Origin of the sequence: Streptomyces sp. NBC_01381 (genome assembly GCF_026340305.1) — a bacterium.
In the GTDB taxonomy this organism is placed as follows: Bacteria; Actinomycetota; Actinomycetes; order Streptomycetales; family Streptomycetaceae; genus Streptomyces.
On the sequence record NZ_JAPEPI010000007.1, the window covers coordinates 1 to 19,396 of the forward strand.

16 protein-coding genes and 1 pseudogene are annotated in these 19,396 nt (G+C 69.9%); 13 read left to right on the plus strand and 4 right to left on the minus strand.

Annotation, left to right across the window (positions count from 1 at the left end):
* Positions 1-74: 74 nt before the first annotated feature.
* The gene (locus OG453_RS44835; RefSeq protein WP_266873076.1) at positions 75-812 is read left to right on the plus strand and encodes an HAD family phosphatase; all 738 of its coding nucleotides are present in this window, start codon (positions 75-77) and stop codon (positions 810-812) included.
* A gap of 8 nt (positions 813-820) precedes the next feature.
* Positions 821-3,213, plus strand: a pseudogene (locus OG453_RS44840) (glycoside hydrolase family 65 protein).
* A gap of 50 nt (positions 3,214-3,263) precedes the next feature.
* Here OG453_RS44840 and OG453_RS44845 read toward each other — a convergent pair.
* Entirely contained in the window at positions 3,264-4,100 is an 837-nt protein-coding gene (locus OG453_RS44845; RefSeq protein WP_266874607.1) for a universal stress protein, read from the minus strand.
* Between the two features lie 174 nt (positions 4,101-4,274).
* On the opposite strand from OG453_RS44845, the gene OG453_RS44850 reads away from it, so the two are divergent.
* On the plus strand, positions 4,275-4,700 hold the full coding sequence (locus OG453_RS44850; RefSeq protein WP_266874608.1) for an Hsp20/alpha crystallin family protein: 426 nt from the start codon (positions 4,275-4,277) through the stop codon (positions 4,698-4,700).
* A gap of 101 nt (positions 4,701-4,801) precedes the next feature.
* Here OG453_RS44850 and OG453_RS44855 read toward each other — a convergent pair whose 3' ends face one another.
* The 3 genes from OG453_RS44855 to OG453_RS44865 are packed head-to-tail and all read right to left on the minus strand — an operon-like array spanning position 4,802 to position 8,954.
* Positions 4,802-5,656, minus strand: coding sequence for a universal stress protein (locus OG453_RS44855; RefSeq protein WP_266874609.1), 855 nt, complete (start codon positions 5,654-5,656; stop codon positions 4,802-4,804).
* Between the two features lie 29 nt (positions 5,657-5,685).
* Entirely contained in the window at positions 5,686-8,037 is a 2,352-nt protein-coding gene (locus OG453_RS44860) for a phosphoketolase (RefSeq protein WP_266874610.1), read from the minus strand.
* Positions 8,038-8,090: 53 nt separating this feature from the next.
* The gene (locus OG453_RS44865) at positions 8,091-8,954 is read right to left on the minus strand and encodes a universal stress protein (protein ID WP_266874611.1); all 864 of its coding nucleotides are present in this window, start codon (positions 8,952-8,954) and stop codon (positions 8,091-8,093) included.
* 169 nt (positions 8,955-9,123) lie between these two features.
* Between OG453_RS44865 and OG453_RS44870 the strand changes: the two genes are divergently transcribed.
* From OG453_RS44870 to OG453_RS44915, 10 genes are all read left to right on the plus strand, one after another.
* The gene (locus OG453_RS44870; protein ID WP_266874612.1) at positions 9,124-9,624 is read left to right on the plus strand and encodes a hydrogenase maturation protease; all 501 of its coding nucleotides are present in this window, start codon (positions 9,124-9,126) and stop codon (positions 9,622-9,624) included.
* An 11-nt stretch (positions 9,625-9,635) separates the two neighbouring features.
* Complete coding sequence (gene hypF, locus OG453_RS44875; protein WP_266874613.1) at positions 9,636-11,930, plus strand: carbamoyltransferase HypF; 2,295 nt, start codon at positions 9,636-9,638, stop codon at positions 11,928-11,930.
* A 5-nt stretch (positions 11,931-11,935) separates the two neighbouring features.
* Positions 11,936-12,205, plus strand: coding sequence for a HypC/HybG/HupF family hydrogenase formation chaperone (locus tag OG453_RS44880; RefSeq protein WP_266874614.1), 270 nt, complete (start codon positions 11,936-11,938; stop codon positions 12,203-12,205).
* A gap of 97 nt (positions 12,206-12,302) precedes the next feature.
* Positions 12,303-14,996 carry a bifunctional GNAT family N-acetyltransferase/acetate--CoA ligase family protein gene (locus OG453_RS44885; RefSeq protein ID WP_266874615.1) on the plus strand — a complete coding sequence of 898 codons (2,694 nt, stop codon included), beginning with the start codon at positions 12,303-12,305 and terminating at the stop codon, positions 14,994-14,996.
* A 13-nt stretch (positions 14,997-15,009) separates the two neighbouring features.
* Positions 15,010-15,741, plus strand: a complete 732-nt coding sequence (locus OG453_RS44890; protein WP_266874616.1) for a CBS domain-containing protein — start codon at positions 15,010-15,012, stop codon at positions 15,739-15,741.
* Between the two features lie 16 nt (positions 15,742-15,757).
* A complete protein-coding gene (locus tag OG453_RS44895) occupies positions 15,758-16,279 on the plus strand; it encodes a flavodoxin domain-containing protein (RefSeq protein ID WP_266874617.1) in 522 nt (173 codons plus the stop codon).
* A 4-nt stretch (positions 16,280-16,283) separates the two neighbouring features.
* On the plus strand, positions 16,284-16,877 hold the full coding sequence (locus tag OG453_RS44900) for a hypothetical protein (RefSeq protein WP_266874618.1): 594 nt from the start codon (positions 16,284-16,286) through the stop codon (positions 16,875-16,877).
* 108 nt (positions 16,878-16,985) lie between these two features.
* The gene (locus tag OG453_RS44905; protein ID WP_266874619.1) at positions 16,986-18,134 is read left to right on the plus strand and encodes a 4Fe-4S dicluster domain-containing protein; all 1,149 of its coding nucleotides are present in this window, start codon (positions 16,986-16,988) and stop codon (positions 18,132-18,134) included.
* The gene (locus OG453_RS44910; RefSeq protein ID WP_266874620.1) at positions 18,131-18,595 is read left to right on the plus strand and encodes a Crp/Fnr family transcriptional regulator; all 465 of its coding nucleotides are present in this window, start codon (positions 18,131-18,133) and stop codon (positions 18,593-18,595) included. Before OG453_RS44905 ends, OG453_RS44910 begins: the two co-directional genes overlap by 4 nt.
* Positions 18,592-19,395 (plus strand): FAD/NAD(P)-binding protein, encoded by an 804-nt coding sequence (locus OG453_RS44915; protein ID WP_266874621.1) that lies wholly within the window; start codon positions 18,592-18,594, stop codon positions 19,393-19,395. Before OG453_RS44910 ends, OG453_RS44915 begins: the two co-directional genes overlap by 4 nt.
* The last annotated feature ends 1 nt before the right edge of the window (position 19,396 follow it).

Here is a 19,396-nt window from a genome sequence, read left to right on the forward strand (position 1 = left end):
TTCGGCTGGTACGACAACGAATGGGCGTACTGCCAAAGGCTGTTGGACCTGACCACCTACGTCGGTGAGCGCCTGTGATCCCGCCCATCCTGCGGGGCGTACGGGCAGTTGTCCTCGACACCGACGGAGTGATCACCGATTCGGCGCGGGTACACGCCGAAGCATGGAAGCGAGCTTTTGACGCGTTCCTGGTGGAGCATCCGCCCGAACTCCCGGAGCAGCGAAGGGTGTTCGACGTACACGAGGACTATCTCCGGTATGTCGACGGCAAGTCGCGTCTCGACGGCGCCGAGTCCTTTCTGGCTTCGCGCGGGCTGCGACTGCCGGCCGAGGCAGTGGAGGCGGTGGCCGCGGACAAGGAGTGCCGCTATGTCGAGCGGTTGCGCAAGGGCCATATCGACGCCTACCCGGGCACCGTCCGCCTGCTGCACGAACTGCGCGGTGAAGGCATTCCGCTCGCGGCGGCCTCCGCTTCCCGCCATGCCCGTGAACTGCTCCTTCACGCAGGGGTGTTGTCGCTGTTCGATGCGCTCGTCGACGGCGCCGAGGCGGCCCGGCTCGGGCTGCCCGGGAAGCCGGATCCGGCGCTGTTCCTGGAGGCGGCTCGCCGCCTCGGTGTGCCGGCGGCGGATACCGCCGTCGTAGAGGACGCGTTGGCCGGTGTCGAGGCCGGGCGGCGTGGCGGGTTCCGTGTAGTGATCGGCGTGGACAGGAACGCGGCGGCCGGCACCAGGGCGGCTCTGCTGCGGCACGGTGCGGACATCGTTGTGGACGACCTCGGGGAACTTCTGGACGGAGGGGAAGGGCCATGACGGAGCCCATCGAGGACTGGGTCTGGGAGTACGAGGGGTACGACCCGGCACAGGAGCGGCTCAGGGAGTCGCTGTGCACGCTGGGCAACGGCTACTTCGCCACCCGGGGTGCCGCCCCCGAATGCCCGGCGGACGACACGCACTATCCGGGGACGTACGCGGCGGGCTGCTACAACCGGCTCACCTCGCACGTCGCGAACCGGCAGGTCGAGAACGAGGACATGGTCAACCTGCCCGACTGGCTGCCTCTTGCGCTACCGGCTGAAGGACCGTGACGAGATGGGGGAGTGGCTCACCCCGGACTCGACCGCGCTGATCGCGCTGCGTCAGTCCCTCGATGTGCAGTCCGGTGTCCTGGAACGCAATCTGCGCTACGAGGACGGGCAGGGGCGGGCCCTGGCGGTGCGCCAGCTGCGCGTCGTTCACATGGCTGATCCGCATCTGGCCCTGCTGAGGACCGAGTTCAGCCTGGAGGGTCGCGCCCAGCTGACCTGCAGGTCGAGGCGGCGTTGGACGGGAGCGTCAGCAACGCGGGTGTGGCGCGCTACCGGCAGCTGAACTCCAAGCACCTGACGCACGTCCACACCGGAGACGGCGACGGTCGCGACATCGTGTGGCTCCGCTGCCGCACGACAACCTCCGACGTACGGGTGGGACTGGCCGCCCGCACGACGGCGGGCTCCGCCAGGGCCGCGACGCTGCATGAAGCGGGCCGAGCCGCTCAACGCTTCGATCTCGACCTGGAACCCGGGCGTACCGTCACCGTCGACAAGACCATCGCCCTGCACACCTCCCGTGACCCGGCGATCAGCGACCCCCTGCAGGCGGCCGTCGACCGGGTCGGCCGGGCGCCCGGCTTCGAGGAGCTGCTCGACTCGCACCTCACCGCATGGGACCAGCTGTGGCGCAGGGCCGAACTGGACGTGCCCGGCGAGGCGGGCCGTATCCTGCGCCTGCACCACTTCCACGTCCTGCAGACGCTCTCCCCGCACACCGCCGACCTCGACGTCGGAGTGCCGGCGCGCGGGCTGCACGGCGAGGCGTACCGCGGCCATGTCTTCTGGGACGAGCTGTTCGTCCTGCCTTACCTGAGCCTGCATTTCCCCGAGGTCTCCCGGGCTCTGCTGACCTACCGGCACCGACGCCTGGAGCAGGCGTGCACGGCGGCACGTGATGCCGGCCGCGCGGGGGCGATGTTCCCGTGGCAGAGCGGCAGCGACGGCCGTGAGGAGACCCAGGAGCTGCACCTCAACCCGCGCTCGGGGCGCTGGCTGCCGGACAATTCCCGGCTCCAGCATCATGTGGGTTCGGCGGTGGCGTACAACGTGTGGCGCTACTGCGAGGCGAGCGGTGACACCGAGTTCCTGCACACCAAGGGCGCCGAGATGCTGCTGCAGATCGCCCGTTTCTGGGCGGACTCGGCGACGTACGACGAGAGCCTCGGGCCAGGCACCGAATCCGCGGGGTGGTAGGTCCCGACGAGTACCACGACGCCTACCCTGACGCCACGGAGCCGGGGCTCGACGACAACGCGTACACGAATGTCACGGCGGCCTGGGTCCTCGCCAGGGCCCTGGACGTGCTGGGTGATCTGCCCGAGCCGCGAAGGCGGGAACTCGTGGAGAGGATCGGGCTCGACGGCGGGGAGATCGAACTGTGGGAGGACGTGTCGCGCACCCTGTATGTGCCGTTCCACGAGGGGGTGATCAGCCAGTTCGAGGGATACGGGGAGCTCGCGGAGCTGGACTGGGACGGCTACCGCGCCCGCTACGGTGACATCCGGCGCCTCGACCGGATCCTGGAGGCCGAGGGCGACACGGTCAACCGCTACCAGGCCTCCAAGCAGGCCGATGTGCTGATGCTCGGCTACCTCTTCTCCCCGGCCGAACTGCATTCCCTCTTCGGCCGGTTGGGATACTCGCTGGACGCGGAGATCTGGCAGCGCACCGTTGACCACTATCTGCGGCGGACCAGCCACGGCTCCACGCTCAGCGGCCTCGTGCACGGCTGGGTCCTTGCCAGGGTGCGGCGCGCGGGAGCCTGGAAGTTCGTTCAGGAGGCGTTGGCGGGCGACATCGCCGACCTGCAGGGCGGCACCACCGGCGAGGGCATCCACCTCGGTGCCATGGCGGGCACGCTCGACCTCGTACAGCGGGGCCTCACCGGCCTGGAGGCGCGGGGAGGCGCCCTCTGGCTGGACCCGGTGCCGCTCCCGGAACTCTCCGAGTACGGCTTCGCACTGCGCTACCAGGGGCACTGGGGCATTCGGCTGCGCATGCGACCGGGCAGGCTGCACATCGCCGTGCCCGCCTCCGACCGCTCGCCCATCGACATCGAACTGCCGGGCCGGGCCGTCTCCGTCATGCCGGGCGAGTCATGCGAACTGTCGCTGCCTGAGTGACGGGGCGAACGGTTGCTATCCGGGTGAGCTTTGATTCGCCCTCCGGGGGTTCACCCGGGTACCACGGCCACGGGGCGCTGGGTGTGGTGGACGAGAGCGTTCGCCGCCGGGCCGAGCTTTGTTCCGTGACGGCCGACGACGATCAGTTCCGCCCGGGCCGAGGCGCGCACCAGGGCATCGGACGGGGAGTGCAGTACGACGTCCTGCAGCACCCGGACTCGCGGGTACTTCTCCCTCCACGGCCGCAGAGCATCGGCCAGGAGCCGCTCCTCCTCATCCTCCCAGCGGGCGCGGTCCTTCTCCGGCAAGGGGAACGGCATCCAGGCGGCAGCAGGCGTGGGGAGTGCCCAGGCGTGCAGGGCGCGCAGTCGTACGTTCGCGCGCATCGCGGCGTCGAACACGAAGTCGACTGCGGCCTCGACCGGTTCGCGAGCGTTTATGCCGAGAGTGACCACCTCGGGCCGGGATTCGGCGCGCCTGAGGGCGAGCCCGCTCGGCACCAGGATCACCGGACAACGGCAGGCTTCGGCGGCGCCCAGAGCCGTCGAGCCGAGCGCCAGTCCGGCGAACCCGTCGGCCCCGCGGGTGCCCAGGATCAGCAGGTCCGAGGACGTGGACAGGTCGAGCAGCGAGCGCGTTGTCGGGCCCGTCAGCCGCACACCCTCGATGTCCAACTCCGGATGGCGCCCCGCCAGCTCCGCCACGACTCCGCCGGGCAGTGGCACGGGGCGGTACGGCCACAGTTCCGCGAGCTCGTCCGGGGAGAGCGCGGACACATGGACCACCTTCAGCGGTAGACCACGCCGTACGGCTTCACGGGCCGCCCAGGAAGCGGCCGTGCGGCTGCGCGCGGAACGGTCGACACCCACGATCACTGAACGTCGCATCGCGGTTCCCCTGTCCGTGGTGAGGTGAACTTCCCCTCCCACGCTGATGGTTGTCCCGTTTGGCCGCCAGAGCCGATCGGGCACGACCGTGGCCCGGTCGGCACTCGCCGATGCCAGACAGTGGCGCGACGCTGGAGGCGAGGAAGACGGGAACGAGCCTGTAGGGAGGGTGACATGAGCGGCATGATCGATAGGTTCCCGAGCTTGCCCTCGACGCTGCCGGACCTGTTCGGCTGGGTCGAGGCCGGGATCCCCGGGCTGCACCCGGCGCCCGGTGTGCACGGGATTCGGATCGAAGAGTCCTTCACGGACGGGACGTACTCCCTCTGTGCCGAACTCCCCGGCATAGACCCCGCCAAGGATGTCGACATCAGCGTGACGGAAGGCGTTCTGACGCTGTGCGCCGAGCGAACAGTCGAAACGGCGGACAAGCGGCACACGGAGTTCCGCTACGGCACATTCGCCCGCGCCGTCCGGTTGCCTGCCGGCGCACGCGGCGACGAGGCGTCCGCGGTGTACAAGGACGGGGTTCTGACCATCACAGTCCCGGTGCCGGAAGGAAGCTCGGCAACCAGGACCATCCCGGTGCGGCACACCTGAGCGCGATCCGCGCATGCCGCACTCGCCCGCGCGACCGAGTCGGTCCGGTCGCGCGGGCGCTTCGTGTTCTCCTGCGTTCACCTCGGCGTGGAGAGAACCTGTCAGGCGTGCGGAACGATCGCGACCGGGCACCGGGCGTGGTGAATCGCCGAGTGCGCGGTCCGTCCGAGACGCGCCCCCGCAGGGATACGGCGGCCGACTACGAGCAGGTCGGCGTCCGCGGCCGACTTGACGAGATGATGGCCGGCCAGACCGTGCACGAGCCGCTCGGTGACCTGCGTTTCCGGGAACTTGTGCCGCCAGGGAGTGAGCGCTGCCGCGAGATGACGGGATTTCATCACCGTGGGATCGGTGGCATCAGCGGAGGGAACCAGGGGAATCGCCCAGGCGTGCACGACATGGAGCGGTGCGCGGCGGGTGGAGGCAGTGCGGAAGGCGAACTCCAGCAACTCGTCGCAGGGCCGGTCCAAGTCCAGGCCGAGCACGACAGGGCGGCCCGGCTCTTCTGCCGATCCCTCTCGCTCGTCCTCGGGACGGTCTCCCGCCCGCACCAGGACGACCGGGCAGTCGGCTCGTGCCGCGACTGCCAGAGCCACCGAACCGACCAGGACGCCCGCGAGCGCGCCGAAGCCGCGCGAGCCGAGCACCAACAGAGCCGACGTTTTGGACGTTGCCAGCAATGCCTCCGTCGGTGGTCCGGTGACCTGCTCGTCCAGGATCCCCAGGGCGGGGTGTGCGTAGGAGAGCTGGACGACGGCGCGGTCGAGCGCGCCACTCTCGCGGTGGAACGGGACCTCGATCTCCGGCAGGTGGCTTCGCTCCGAGGGCTGGTCGTAGGCGTGGATGAGATGGAGCGGCAGATCGCGGCGCAGGGCTTCGAGGGCCGCCCAGTCGGCGGCGGCCAGGCTCTCGGGTGATCCGTCGATGCCGGCGGTGATGGTCTGAGGTGTGGGCATGGTGTGCACCTCCAGGGCGCGGTCGGAGATCAACCCGTCCAGGTCCAGTCGGCGACCTCGGGGAGGTCGGTGCCGTGTTCGCGGATCCAGGTGTGGTGGCGTGAGCGGGTGTCGGCCATGGTCTGGCGGACGGCCGCGGCGCGTACGGCGAGGCCGGGGACGCGGTCGATGACGTCCATGACTAGGCGGTAGCGGTCGAGGTCGTTGCGTACGACCATGTCGAAGGGCGTGGTCGTGGTGCCTGCCTCCTTGTAGCCGCGGACGTGCAGTTGTGCGTGTCCGGTGCGGCGGTAGGTGAGACGGTGCACCAGCCACGGGTAGCCGTGGTAGGCGAAGATGACCGGCTTGTCGGCGGTGAAGAGCGCGTCGTATGCGGAGCCGGCCATGCCGTGCGGATGTTCCTCCTGGGGAAGCAGCCGTGTCATGTCGACGACATTCACCACGCGCACGGCGAGTTCGGGCAGATGATCGCGCAACAGGGCGGCTGCGGCCAGGACTTCCTGGGTGGGGACGTCCCCCGCGCAAGCCAGGACTACGTCGGGCTCGCGGTCACCGGTCTCGGTTCCGGCCCACTGCCAGATGCCTGCACCGCGCGCGCAGTGGACACGCGCCTCGTCCAGGGAGAGCCAGTCGAAGCAGGGCTGCTTCCCGGCGACGACGACATTGACGTAGTCGCGGCTGTGCAGGACGTGCTCGGCCACGGACAGCAGGGTGTTGGCGTCCGGCGGCAGGTAGACGCGGACGACCTCCGGGCTCTTGTTGAGGACGTGGTCCACGAACCCGGGGTCCTGGTGCGAGAAGCCGTTGCTGTCCTGGCGCCAGACGTGCGATGTGAGCAGGTAGTTGAGGGACGGGACGGGGGCGCGCCAGGGCAGCAGGCGCGAAGTCTTGAGCCACTTGATGTGCTGATTGACCATCGAGTCGACGATGTGCACGAACGCCTCGTAGCTGGAGAACAGGCCGTGGCGGCCAGTGAGGGTGTAGCCCTCCATCCATCCCTGGCAGAGGTGCTCGGAGAGGATCTCGGTGACGCGTCCGTCCCCGGAGAGGTGCTCGTCGGTGTCGAGGGTCTGAGCCTGCCAGGCCTTGCCCGTCACGTCGTACAGCGCGGCAAGGCGGTTGGAGGCGGTCTCGTCGGGACCCACGACTCGGAAGTCCCGGCGCTCCGAGGTGTCCGCCATGATCCGCGCGAGCAGGCCACCAAGGACCCGGGTGGGCTCGTGCAGGGTGGCTCCGGGCTTGTCGACGGGGACGGCGAAGCGCTCCAGCGGCACCACGGGCAGATCGCGGGTGAGCAGGCCACCGTTGGCGTGTGGGTTGGAGCCCAGACGGCGGCGGGCGACGGGGACGCAGGCCAGAACCTCGGGGGAGGGGCGGCCGTGCTCGTCGAAGAGCTCCTGCGGCCGGTAGGAACGCAGCCACGCCTCCAACTGCTCCAGGTGGTCCTGGTTCTCGCGTACGGAAGGGAGAGGGACCTGGTGGGAGCGCCACGTGCCTTCGACGGGTACGCCGTCCACCGTCGCAGGACCCGTCCAGCCCTTGGGCGTGCGCAGCACGATCACCGGCCAGCGCGCACGGCCGTGCCCGGTCCCGCCCCGCGCGGCCTGTTGGATGGCGGCGATGCGGTCGAGGGCCTGGTCCATCGCCTTGGCCATCGCCTGGTGGACCTTGCGCGGGTCGTCACCGCTCACGTGCAGCGGCTCATGGCCGTATCCCTTGAGGAGGAAGTCCAGTTCTGCCTCGGGGATGCGGGAGAGCACGGTCGGGTTGGCGATCTTGTAGCCGTTGAGGTGGAGAATCGGCAGGACGGCGCCGTCGTGCACCGGATCGAGGAACTTGTTGGAGTGCCAGGAGGCGGCGAGCGGCCCGGTCTCGGCTTCGCCGTCACCGATCACGCAGGCCACCAGCAGGCCGGGATTGTCGAAGGCGGCGCCGTAGGCGTGCGCGAGGGAGTAGCCGAGTTCGCCGCCCTCATGGATCGAACCCGGAGTCTCCGGTGCCACGTGACTGGGGACGCCACCGGGGAACGAGAACTGCCGGAACAGCTTCGCCATGCCCTCCGCGTCCCGGGTGATATCGGGATAGGTCTCGCTGTACGAGCCCTCCAGCCAGGAGTTGGCAAGCACGGCCGGGCCGCCGTGCCCCGGCCCCCACACGCACAGCACGTCCAGATCGCGGTCCTTGATGACGCGATTGAGGTGCGTGTGGACGAGGTTGAGACCGGGGGACGTGCCCCAATGGCCAAGGAGGCGCGGCTTGATGTGCTCGGGCCGCAGCGGCTCGGTCAGCAAGGGATTGCTCATCAGGTAGATCTGGCCGACAGCCAGGTAATTCGCGGCGCGCCAGTGGGCGTCCAGGGTTGCCAGTCGGGCGGGTGCCACGGTGCCTCCAGCATGTAGGGATTCGGGAGTGCGCCTCTGCGCACGGGGCGTACTCAGGCGTGCGGGACGACAGCCACCGGGCATGCCGCGTGGTGCAGCACCGCGTGGTTGACGGGGCCGAGCTGCATGCCGACGTGCCCCTTGCGGCGGCGGGCGCCGACCACCAGGAGATCCGCCGTGCGGGAGGCTTCGAGGAGCACGGTGCGCGCGTGGCCTTCGACGACCTTGCGGCAGACCGTGACGTCGGGATAGGCGGCCGTCGCGTCCCGTAGGGCCTCTTCGACCTGAGCCGTGGCACGCTGCTGATGTTCGTCGTGGACCGCGGTGGGGAAGTCGGGGACTTCCAGGGCCGGGCAGCGCCAGGTGCGAACGACGGTCAGGGAAGCGTTGAGCGCCTGAGCCTCGCGGAAGGCGAAATCCACGGCAAGGGTCGCCTCTTGAGGTAGGTCGATGCCGAGGACGACGCTGCGGAAGCCGCCCTTCACGTTCTTCTCGTGGCCGCGCACGACGATCACTGGTGACACCGCGTGTGCGGCGACGGAGAGACTGACCGAGCCCAGCAGCAGCTCGGTGAGCTCGCCGCGCCCTCGGCTGCCGACCACGACGGCGCCGGCTTCAGAACCGAGTCGCGCGAGCGCGACGGCCGGGTCCTCGGACAGCACCTCGCTCGTCACCTTCACGGCACTGGTACGGCGTTGTGCGCGCTCGACCGCGGAGGCCGCGATGTGGTCCGAAAGGACCTGCACGGACGGCCGGTTGATGCCGAAGGACGGCTCATGCCCCTCGTACCACTCCCACCGCGACGCATGGACGACATGCAGCGGCACACCGTGCGACACGGCCTCGTCCACCGCCCAGTCCAGCGCGCGCAGACTCGGATCCGAGCCGTCGACTCCGGCGATCAGGGGCTTGTCCACGGTGCCACCGCCTTCCGGCATGCCCCTGGCAGGGGCTCTGCTTCGGACGGTTCCACCGAGGAGACCGGTCGGGGAGGGGCGAACCGGCCCCGGTAGGGGACATTCGGCCCCTATCGAGGCTGCTGGCGCATCCGCACAGTTGAAGCACGGCCCGGCGGAAGGAGACGCGATGCCCCATCGGACACGTATCGCGGTGATCGGCGTCGGCAACGAGTTCCGGCGCGACGACGGCGTGGGCTGGGTGATGATCGACCGGCTCCGCGAGCGGGCGGCCGATCGCCCCCTGCCGCCGGGTGCGCTCCTGGCCACCTGCGACGGCGACCCCGCCCGTCTGATCGGCCTGTGGGAGGGGGCGGATCTCGCGGTGGTCGTCGACGCCGCCCACGCGCATCCCGCTCACCCCGGACGGGTGCACCGGCTGACGCTCGACGCCGGTGAACTGGACCGGCCACGGACAACGAGTTCGCACGGACTCGGGCTCGGCGAGGCCGTGGAACTCGCCCGCGTTCTCGGCCGACTGCCGGGGCGGCTCGTGGTGTACGCGGTGGAAGGGGCCGACACTGCGCTGGGCACCGGACTTTCGCCGAGTGTGGAGGCCGTGGTGGAACCGCTCGCCGACGACATAGAGGACGAGATCGTTCGGCACCGCGACGCCGCCACGCGCGGCTGAGAGGGGTGGCCATGCCGCAGCGCAGAGCACTCCGCTTCGAGGTGTTCGGCACCGTGCAGGGGGTGGGCTTCCGCCCCTTCGTGTATCGGCTCGCAACGGGCCTCGGTCTGGACGGATGGGCCGCCAACGCCGAAGGTCACGTTGCGGGCGAAGTCGCCGGATCCCCCTACGCCGTAGACGAGTTCACCGCACGGCTGAGCACCGGTGCTCCCGCGCTGTCCCAGGTGCGGCAGGTGAGGGTGACCGCCGCGCGCGGGCAGCTTCCCCTGCCCGCATCCGGTTTCGCCATCCGGCACAGCGATGCCGACCACGCCACGGCTCGCGGACCACGAGAGATCCCGCCCGACGCCGCGATCTGCGCCGCATGCTTGAGCGAGCTCCTGGACCCGACCGATCGCCGGTTCCGCTATCCGTTCATCAACTGCACCGACTGCGGTCCCCGCGCCACCATCATCGAGGATCTGCCCTACGACCGGGTCCGCACCACGATGCGGCGTTTCCCCCTCTGTGCGGCGTGCGCGGCGGAGTACGGCGACCCCGCCGACCGCCGCTTCCACGCCGAACCCCTCGCATGCCCTGCCTGCGGGCCGCAGCTCTCCTGGGACGCGCTGAGCGGGGAAGCCGCGTTGCGCGCCGCGGTCAAGGCCGTGGAAAGCGGGGGCATCGTCGCGTTGAAGGGACTCGGCGGCTATCAACTGGTGTGCGACGCCACCGATCAGACGGCGGTACGGGCGCTGAGGGAGCATAAACACCGACCGGCCAAACCCTTGGCCGTCATGGTCCAGGACGTGGGAGGCGTCAGGGAGCTAGCGCGCATGTCGCGGGTGGAGCGGGGCGTCCTGGAGTCGGCATCACGCCCCGTGGTGCTACTCGCCGCACGGGGGAGCGGCCTCGCGCCCGCCGTGCATCCGGGCACGCGCCGGATCGGCCTGTTCCTGCCCACCACCGGGCTGCACCACCTTCTGCTCCGTGAACTCGCCCGCCCGCTCGTCGTGACCAGCGGCAATCTCGCCGACGAACCGATAGCCACCGGCGACACCGAAGCCCGTCACTCGCTGGACGCGGTCGCCGACGGCTTCCTCACCCACGATCGGCCGATCCGCGCCCGCTACGACGACTCGGTCGTCCAGGCCGTGGGCCGCACCGTTCTCACGGTCCGCAGGGCACGGGGCTTGGCGCCGGCGCCGTTGCCTCTGCCGGTCGCCACCCCCGTACCCCTGGTGGCGGTCGGCGCCCAGCTCAAGCACACGTTCACGCTGGCGGACGGTTACGGCGCCCATCTCTCACCGCACGGCGGAGATCTGGCGGACGCCGCCACACTGGACGGCTTCATGCACGCGTACGACCACCTGGTCCGGCTCACGGGCATCGCCCCGCGGGCCGTCGCCCACGATCTGCATCCCGGATATCTCTCAACTCAATGGGCGCAGGCTCAGCCACTGCCTCGCATCCCTGTGCAACACCACCACGCTCATGTGGCGGCATGCGCGGCCGAGCACGGACTGCGCACCCCCTTCGTGGGGGTCGCCTACGACGGCCTGGGACTCGGCGACGACGGGACATTGTGGGGAGGGGAGATCCTTGTCGCCGACCTGACCGGCTACCGGAGGGTGGGCCGCTTCGCGACCGCTCCGCTGCCCGGTGGTGAGGCCGCTGTCCGTCACCCGTACCGGATGGCCCTCGGATACCTGCACGGAACGGAATTGCTGGGCAGCCCTCGTCCCTACCCTTGGCTGACCCGGGGCTTCAACGAGCGGCTCGATCCGTCCGAAGCCGCCGTCCTGCGGTCCATGGTGGGCCGGGGCGTCAACTCCCCGCGTGCTTCCAGCGCCGGACGGCTCTTCGATGCGGTGGCGAGTCTGCTCGGCCTCGCCGACACCGTCAGCTATGAAGGCGAAGCCGCCGCGGCCCTGGAAGAGGCGGCAGGCACGGTGCGCGCGCTGCCGCTGGCACATCGCCTGGTGCGGGTGGACGGCCTGTGGGTGTACGACCCGGGCCCGACACTGAACGATCTGCTGGAAAGACAGCACGTCGGTGAGGGCGTCCCCGCGCTTGCCGCGGCCTTTCACCTGACCCTCGCTCTCGTGACCGCGGAACTGGTCGCGCACGCCGTGGACGCCGGCGCCCCTCGCACGGTCTGCCTCGCCGGAGGCTGCTTCGTCAACCGTCGTCTGCTCACCGAGGTCAGCCGCAGGCTGCGCGCACAGGGCTTGCGTGTGCTGGTAGCCCGAGAGGTTCCGGTGGGTGACGGCGGCATCAGCTACGGGCAGGCCGCGGTCGCCGCCGCCCGCCTCTCGAAGGAGTGAGCGCGATGTGTCTGGGCATTCCCGGCCGGGTCCTGGAGATCAGGGACGACGCCGGACTCCGCATGGCCACAGTCGACTTCGGCGGCGTACGACGCGAGGCGTGCCTCGCCTACACACCCGAGGCCACGGTCGGTACGTACGTCATCGTGCACGTCGGATTCGCCATCACCGAGGTTGACGAAGCCGAGGCCGAACGGACCTTGGCCATCCTGCGAGCGATGGCTGGGGCTGTGGAGGCAGAACTTGGCGAGCCACTGCCCGGCCCGGCCACATAGGGCCGGTCGGCCCCCGGCCGTACCCGGCCAGCCCCTGGGGCCGAGGCACCTGACCGACCGATCCTCGAAGGGTCAACCTGCTGTCAGGAGGCCCGAGATGACGCACGACGAGCGAAGCCGACCTCCGGTGCACGCCCTGCTCGCCGACGGGACGACGACCTGCATACGGGCCGTCCGACCCGACGATCACTCCCAGCTGCAAGGCCTCTACGACGAGATGTCGCCTCGGAACCTGCGGCTGCGGTTCTTCGCAGCCAGTGGCCGGTCCGCCGCACAGGCCGCGGACCGGGCCTGCGCCCCTGACCGCCCCGGGTACAGGGCGCTGCTCGCCGAGACCAAGGACCAGATCATCGGTCTTGCCGAGTACGAGAGGACGGACGAGCCCGAAACCGCCGAGATCTCACTCGCCGTGGCCGAGGGCCTGCACCACCGGGGGATCGGCACCCTGCTTCTGGAACACCTGGTCTCCGCGGCCCGTGCCGACGGCATCACCGCGTTCACCGCCGACGCGCTTGCCGAGAACCACGAGGTGCTGAAGGTCTTCGCCGACCTCGGTTTGCGCACAGCCCGCCGCTTCGAGGGCCCCGAACTGCGCTGCACCATCGAGCTGGACGAGGACGAAACCTACCTGACGGCGGTCGAGAAGCGAGGCAGCACCGCCGACGTGGCCAGCCTTCAACCGCTGCTGCGCCCAGGATCGATCGCCGTGATCGGCGCGGGCCGCAAGGCCGGTTCGGTCGGCCGGGCGATCCTGCACAACCTGCGCACCGGTGGCTTTCCCCGGAAGCTCTTCGCCGTCAACCCGAACGTCTCGTCGTTGATGAGCGTGCCCGCCTACCAGTCGGTCGGCGCTGCGCCCGAGGTCCCCGACCTGGCGGTACTGGCGGTACCCGCGTCGGCCCTGTCCGCCGCGGCGGAAGAGTGCGGCAAGGCGGGCGTGCGTGCCCTGGTGGTCGTCACGGCCGGCCTGGACGCCGCCCAGGCGGCTTCCCTGCTAGCCATATGCCGTACGTACGGCATGCGGCTGGTCGGCCCGAACTGCCTCGGCATCTCCAACACGGACAGGGCGGTGTCGCTGGACGCGACCTTCGCCGCCCGCCATCCACGTCCCGGCACGGCCGGTGTCGCGGTGCAGTCCGGGGGAGTGGGAATCGCTCTGCTGGACGGCCTGTCCCGCCTGGGCCTCGGCGTCTCCAGCTTCGTCTCGCTAGGCGACAAGTACGACGTGAGCGGCAACGACCTGCTTCAGTGGTGGGAAAGTGACGGCGTCACGGACCTGGCTCTGCTGCACCTGGAGTCCTTCGGGAACCCCCGGGCGTTCTCGCGGACGGCGCGCCGGGTGACCAGGCGCATACCCGTACTCACCGTCGACGCGGGCCGCACCGAAGCCGGTAGGCGAGCTGCTGCCTCGCACACCGCCGCCGCGGCCACGCGGACCATGACCCGGCAGGCCCTGTTCACCCAGGCGGGCATCACGGCCACCCGAACGATCGGTGAACTCCTCGAAGTCGCCGCTCTGTTGCACTCCCAGACCGTGCCTTCCGGAAAACGCGTCGTCATTGTCACCAACGCGGGTGGCGCGGGAGTTCTCGCAGCGGACGCGTGCGCCGAAGCGGGACTCACCCTGCCGTCGCTGTCGGCCGATCTCATCGACGACCTGCTCGCCGTCCTGCCCGAGGGTGCCTCGACCGCCAACCCCGTCGACGCCACCGCAGCCGTCAGCGAGGAACAACTCAGGGAGTGTGTGGACCGGCTCACGGTGTCCGGCGCCGTCGACGCCGTCCTGGTGGTGCTGGTCCCCACCGCGGTCGCCGCGGCGACTGGCGACGACCTCACCCGGGCTCTCACCGATGCCCCCGGCCGACGCACCGGAACGGTTGTGGTGGTCCGCCTCGACCAGGCACTGCCCGTGCAACTGCTGCCCACCACGACGGCCGGCTCCGTCCCGTCCTACGCCGATCCACAGGCCGCCGCCCGAGCCCTCGCTCACGCTGACCGTCGCGCCCAGTGGCTGGCCAGGCCGCCCGGCAGCGTCCCCGATCTCACCGGGATCGAGGCGGCGCAGGCCCACGCCGTGACCGACGCCTGGCTGTCCGGTCACCCCGAAGGCGGCTGGCTTGATCCGCGTACCTGCGCCGAACTCCTCGCCTGCTACGGCATACCCCAGCTTCCCTGGGCCTGGGCCGAGTCCGAGGACGAGGCCGTCATCGCCGCCGAGCGGTTGCGCGGTCCGGACGGCCGGGTCGTGCTGAAGGCGCACTGGCCCGGTCTGCTGCACAAGAGCGAGCAGGGTGCCATTCACCTCGATCTGGAGGGGGACGCCCAAGTGCGGGCCGCCTTCCGGGACTTCGAGACCAGGTTCGCCGGGCTGCTCTCCGGGGTGGTGGTGCAGCCGCTCGCCGAGCGTGGCACCGAACTGTTCGCGGGCGTCGCTCAGGACGAGGTGTTCGGCCCGCTGGTCCTGTTCGGTCTTGGCGGCAGTGCCACTGAGCTGCTGGCCGATCACTCGGCGCGGTTGGCGCCGCTCACTGATTTCGACGTCCATGACCTGATCACCTCGCCGCGCTGTGCCCCGTTGCTCTTCGGCCACGGAGGCGGCGGCCCCGTCGACCTCGAAGGCCTGGAGCAACTGCTGCACCGGCTGTCCCGGATGGCCTGCGACCTGCCGCAGCTTGCCGAGGCCGATTTCAACCCCGTCCTGGCACGGCCCGGCGGCGTCACGGCACTCGATGTGCGCGTACGTCTGCTGCCACGGACCGCCCATGACCCGTATCTGCGCCGACTGCGCTGAGGAGGAGACAGAGATGAAGCACAGCAAGATCGGTTCCGTGATGACCGGTGAGGTCGTCAGCGCCCGGTACGGCACGCCGTTCAAGGACGTGGCCAAACTGCTTGCCGAGCACCGCATCAGCGGGCTTCCCGTGATCGACACCGACGAGAAGGTCATCGGAGTGATCTCCGAGACGGACCTGCTCGTGCGCGAGGCCCAGGCCCCCGACCCGTTCCAGCGGCCGAGTCGCTTCCGACTGCCTCGGATGAGCCCCGCCGCGCGCAAGACCCAGGTCAAGGCCACCGCACGGACTGCAGGGCAGCTGATGTCGACGCCGCCCGTCTGCGTGCACGCGGACAACACCATCGTCGAGGGCGCCCGCCTCATGGCTGAGCACAAGGTGGAACGGCTGCCCGTCGTCGACGACGAGGACCGTCTGGTCGGGATCGTCACCAGGCGAGATCTGCTCCAGGTATTCCTGCGCCCCGACGACGGGATCCGCCTCGAGGTGATCGAACAGGTCCTGGTGCGCACCCTGTGGCTGGCACCCCAGACCATCAAGATCGATGTGCAGAACGGCGTAGTGACCCTCGAAGGACAACTTGAGCGTCGTAGTGAGGTACCCATCGCGCTGCACATGACGCGTGAGATCGACGGAGTCGTCGCGGTCGTGGACAAGCTCACGTATCGCTTGGACGACTCGCATCTCCAGCCGACCGATCAAGCCCTGAAGGGCGTGGCCGACGACTGGCTGCGCAAACTCTGAGAGGGGACGGATCGCCATGACCGTCAAGGTGCTCGTCGCCTATGCGACGAAGAACTGGTCAACGGCCGAGATCGCCCGCACCATCACGGAGGTTCTGCGGAAGGAGGGCCTCGAAGCCGACATGAGGCTCGTGCGCGACGTCCACGAACTCCAGGCGTACGACGCCGTGATCCTCGGCAGTCCGCTCTACGAGGGACGATGGCACAAGGACGCCCGTCAGTTCGTCAAGCGCAAGAGGGAGGCGCTTGCCAAACGGCCGGTATGGCTGTTCAGCAGCGGTCCTCTCGATCCTTCGGCGAGTGAGGGAAACATCCCGCCGGTGGCGTCCGTGCGCCGTACGCTCATCCGGATCCACGCCAAGGAGCACGTCACCTTTGGGGGATGTCTCACAGAGGACGCGCAGAGCTGGGCAGCCCGGACCGTGGTCAAGGCCGGCAAGGGTGGGGACTTCCGCGACTTCAAGCAGATCTCCGCCTGGGCGCAGCGCATCGGCGCCACGTTGCGCGGCGAGGTCGTCGTGCAGCGGGAGGGGAGCTGACGTCATGAGCGCCCCGGCGCAGCCTCACTTCCAGACCGTGGGGTGGCGATGGCGGAGGAGCCCGCTGCGACGCCGCAGCGACGTCGTGGAGGCTTGGACCGTACTCCTGCTGGGGGCCGTGACGCTGTTCGTCGCGCCCCTGGCCGGGGCGTTCGCCGGCGCATCCACCTACGACACGTTGCACGCGGAGGCCGAACGGCAGCGGACAGACGGCCACGTCGTACGGGCCACCCTGACCGAGGACGCACCGGCAGCCAACAGCGTCGACTCGTGGACCCTCCACCCGGTCAAGGTGCGCTGGAACGATCGCGGCGGCACGGCACACACCGCCACCGCCAGGGTCGAGGCAGGCGCCACCTCGGGCAGCCGGGCCGACGTCTGGCTCGACGCCCGTGGCAGGGGCATCGCCGCCCCGATGACCGAAGACGTTCAGTGGGGTACCGCGATCGCCGTGGGCGGTGCGGCGAGCGTCCTGGTCTGGGTGTTCACCGGAGGTGCATGGATCACCGTTCACGCGGCGGTCAATCGCCGGCGGATGGTCGAGTGGGAGCGGGCGTGGACGCGGACGGAACCGCAGTGGACCGGTAGCCGACCCTGAACCGGGCCCGCCCGGGACCGAATAGGGCCGCTCGGCCCCTGCCTCGCATGCGGATCCTCTCCGAGCCTAGTGAGTAGAGCGCCACCGCCGACGCGTGGAAGGACGGACATGACGACCATCGGAGCCACGGCAGTCCTCGACAGGAATGGCCTCAACGGCCTCGTGGCCGAGCTGATGGCAGGCGGCCGCACTGTCGTCGGTCCCACCGTCCGCGATGGTGCGATCGTCCTCGCCGTACTCGACTCGGCCGAGCAACTCCCGTACGGCTGGGGCGTGGAGCTGGAAGCCGGACGCTACCGGCTGCGGCGCCGCGAGGACGAGGCCGCCTTCGCCCACTCCGCGGGCCCGCAGTCCTGGAAGAACTTTCTCCACCCGCAGCGCGAGAAGCTCTGGAGCGCGGACCGCGCACCCGATGGAACAGTGGCCATCAGCACCGAGACGGCCGAGCGCCCCTCGTACGCCTTCCTGGGGGTCCGCCCCTGCGACCTGCGGGCCATCGCGATCCAGGACCGGGTGTTGACGGGTGGTCACTTCAAGGACAGCGGCTATGAGGAACGCCGGAGGGGGGCGTTCCTCATAGCCGCCGAGTGCACCGAGCCGGGCGCCACCTGCTTCTGTGTATCCATGGGCGGTGGCCCCGGCGCCGATGCCGGTTTCGATCTCGCGCTCACCGAGGTCATCGACGACACGGGGCACCGCTTCTTCGTACGGGTGGGCAGCGAGGCGGGCGCGGAACTGCTCGCCAGGGTCCCGCACCGCGAAGGCGACGCCAGCACGCGGGATGCGGCCGTCTCTGCGGTCTCTGAGGCCGTCGACAAGATGGGCCGGGCCATGCCGCCGGTGAGCCTGCAGCAGCTGATGGGTTCGAGTCTGGAGGCCGAGCGCTGGGACGACGTGGCCTCGCGCTGCCTGACTTGCGGCAACTGCACCATGGTCTGCCCCACCTGCTTCTGCACCACCACCGAGGAGGTCACCGACCTCACCGGCGACCACGCGGAGCGCTGGCAGCGCTGGGATTCCTGCTTCGACCTGGACTTCTCGTACGTCCATGGCGGTGCGGTGCGCGCCTCGGGCCGCAGCCGCTACCGGCAGTGGCTCACCCACAAACTCGGCACCTGGCACGACCAGTTCGACAGCTCCGGCTGTGTGGGCTGCGGGCGTTGCATCGTCTGGTGCCCCGTCGGCATCGACATCACCGAAGAGGCCGCGGCCCTGCACGAGGAGGCCGAGGCGCGGAAGAAGGAGACGGACCGATGACCAGCACCACGACCATGCTCAGCGCTCTTCCGGCCGATCATCGCAATCGGCTGATGCGGATCGCGCGCGAGGTGTCCTTCCCGGCCGGAACCCGGATCTTCGAGGAGGGTGGTCACGCCGACCGCTTCTGGATCATCCGTACCGGTTCCGTAGTGCTCGACATGCACGTACCCGGCCGCCGCGCACCGGTGATCGAGACCCTTGGCCAAGGTGAACTGGTGGGCTGGTCCTGGCTGTTCCCGCCGTACGTGTGGCAGCTCGGTGCCGTGACACAGAGCCCGATGCGCGCCCACGAGTTCGATGCCCTGGCGGTGCGCCTCATGTGTGAGGACGACTCGGCTCTGGGGGCAGTCGTCGGCCAGTGGGTGGGGCGCGTGCTCGCCCATCGCCTGCAGTCGGCCAGGACACGTCTCCTCGACCTGTACGCCCCCTACGGCAGCGGAAGCGGTGTGCGGGGATGACTGTGCCGGTTCCCTACCGGGTCGTCGCGCGCTGGGCGGAGACCGCGGACACGGCCACGCTCCGACTGGAGCCGGTCGGGGAACCGCTGCCCGCCTTCGTGCCGGGGCAGTTCGCGATGGTGTGGGCGTTCGGGAGGGGTGAGATACCGCTCTCGGTCAGCGCGATCCCCACCACCGGGGGTCTGGCGCACACGGTACGCAGCGTCGGCGCGGTCTCCGAGGGGCTCTACGGCGTGGAGGTGGGCGAGGTCATCGGACTGCGAGGTCCCTACGGCACCGGCTGGGAGCTGGAGAAGGCCATCGGACAGGACCTGCTGGTTGTTGCGGGCGGCATCGGTCTCGCGCCTCTGCGTCCCCTCATCCGGGACGCGGTGGCCGACCCGAAGCCCTACGGGCGCCTGAACGTCCTGATAGGTGCCCGCACCTCCGCAGACCTGATGGCGAAGACCGAGACCCGGCAGTGGCAGACCGCTTACACCGGCATGACCGTGGACCAGCCCGACGACCGCTGGACGGGCCAGATCGGAGTGGTCACCAAGCTGCTCGAACGGGCGCGTTTCACCCCGCGCGACACCACCGCGTTCATCTGCGGCCCCGAAGCGATGATCAGGGCCACCGCCCGCGACCTGCTGCACCGTGGGGTGCCGGGTGACCGCATCCGGGTCTCCCTGGAACGCAACATGCGCTGCGCGACCGGGCACTGCGGCCACTGCCAGCTCGGCCCGCTGCTGCTGTGCAGGGACGGCCCTGTCGTCAGCTGGAACCAGGCGGAACCGCTGCTCTACGTAAGGGAGTTGTGAC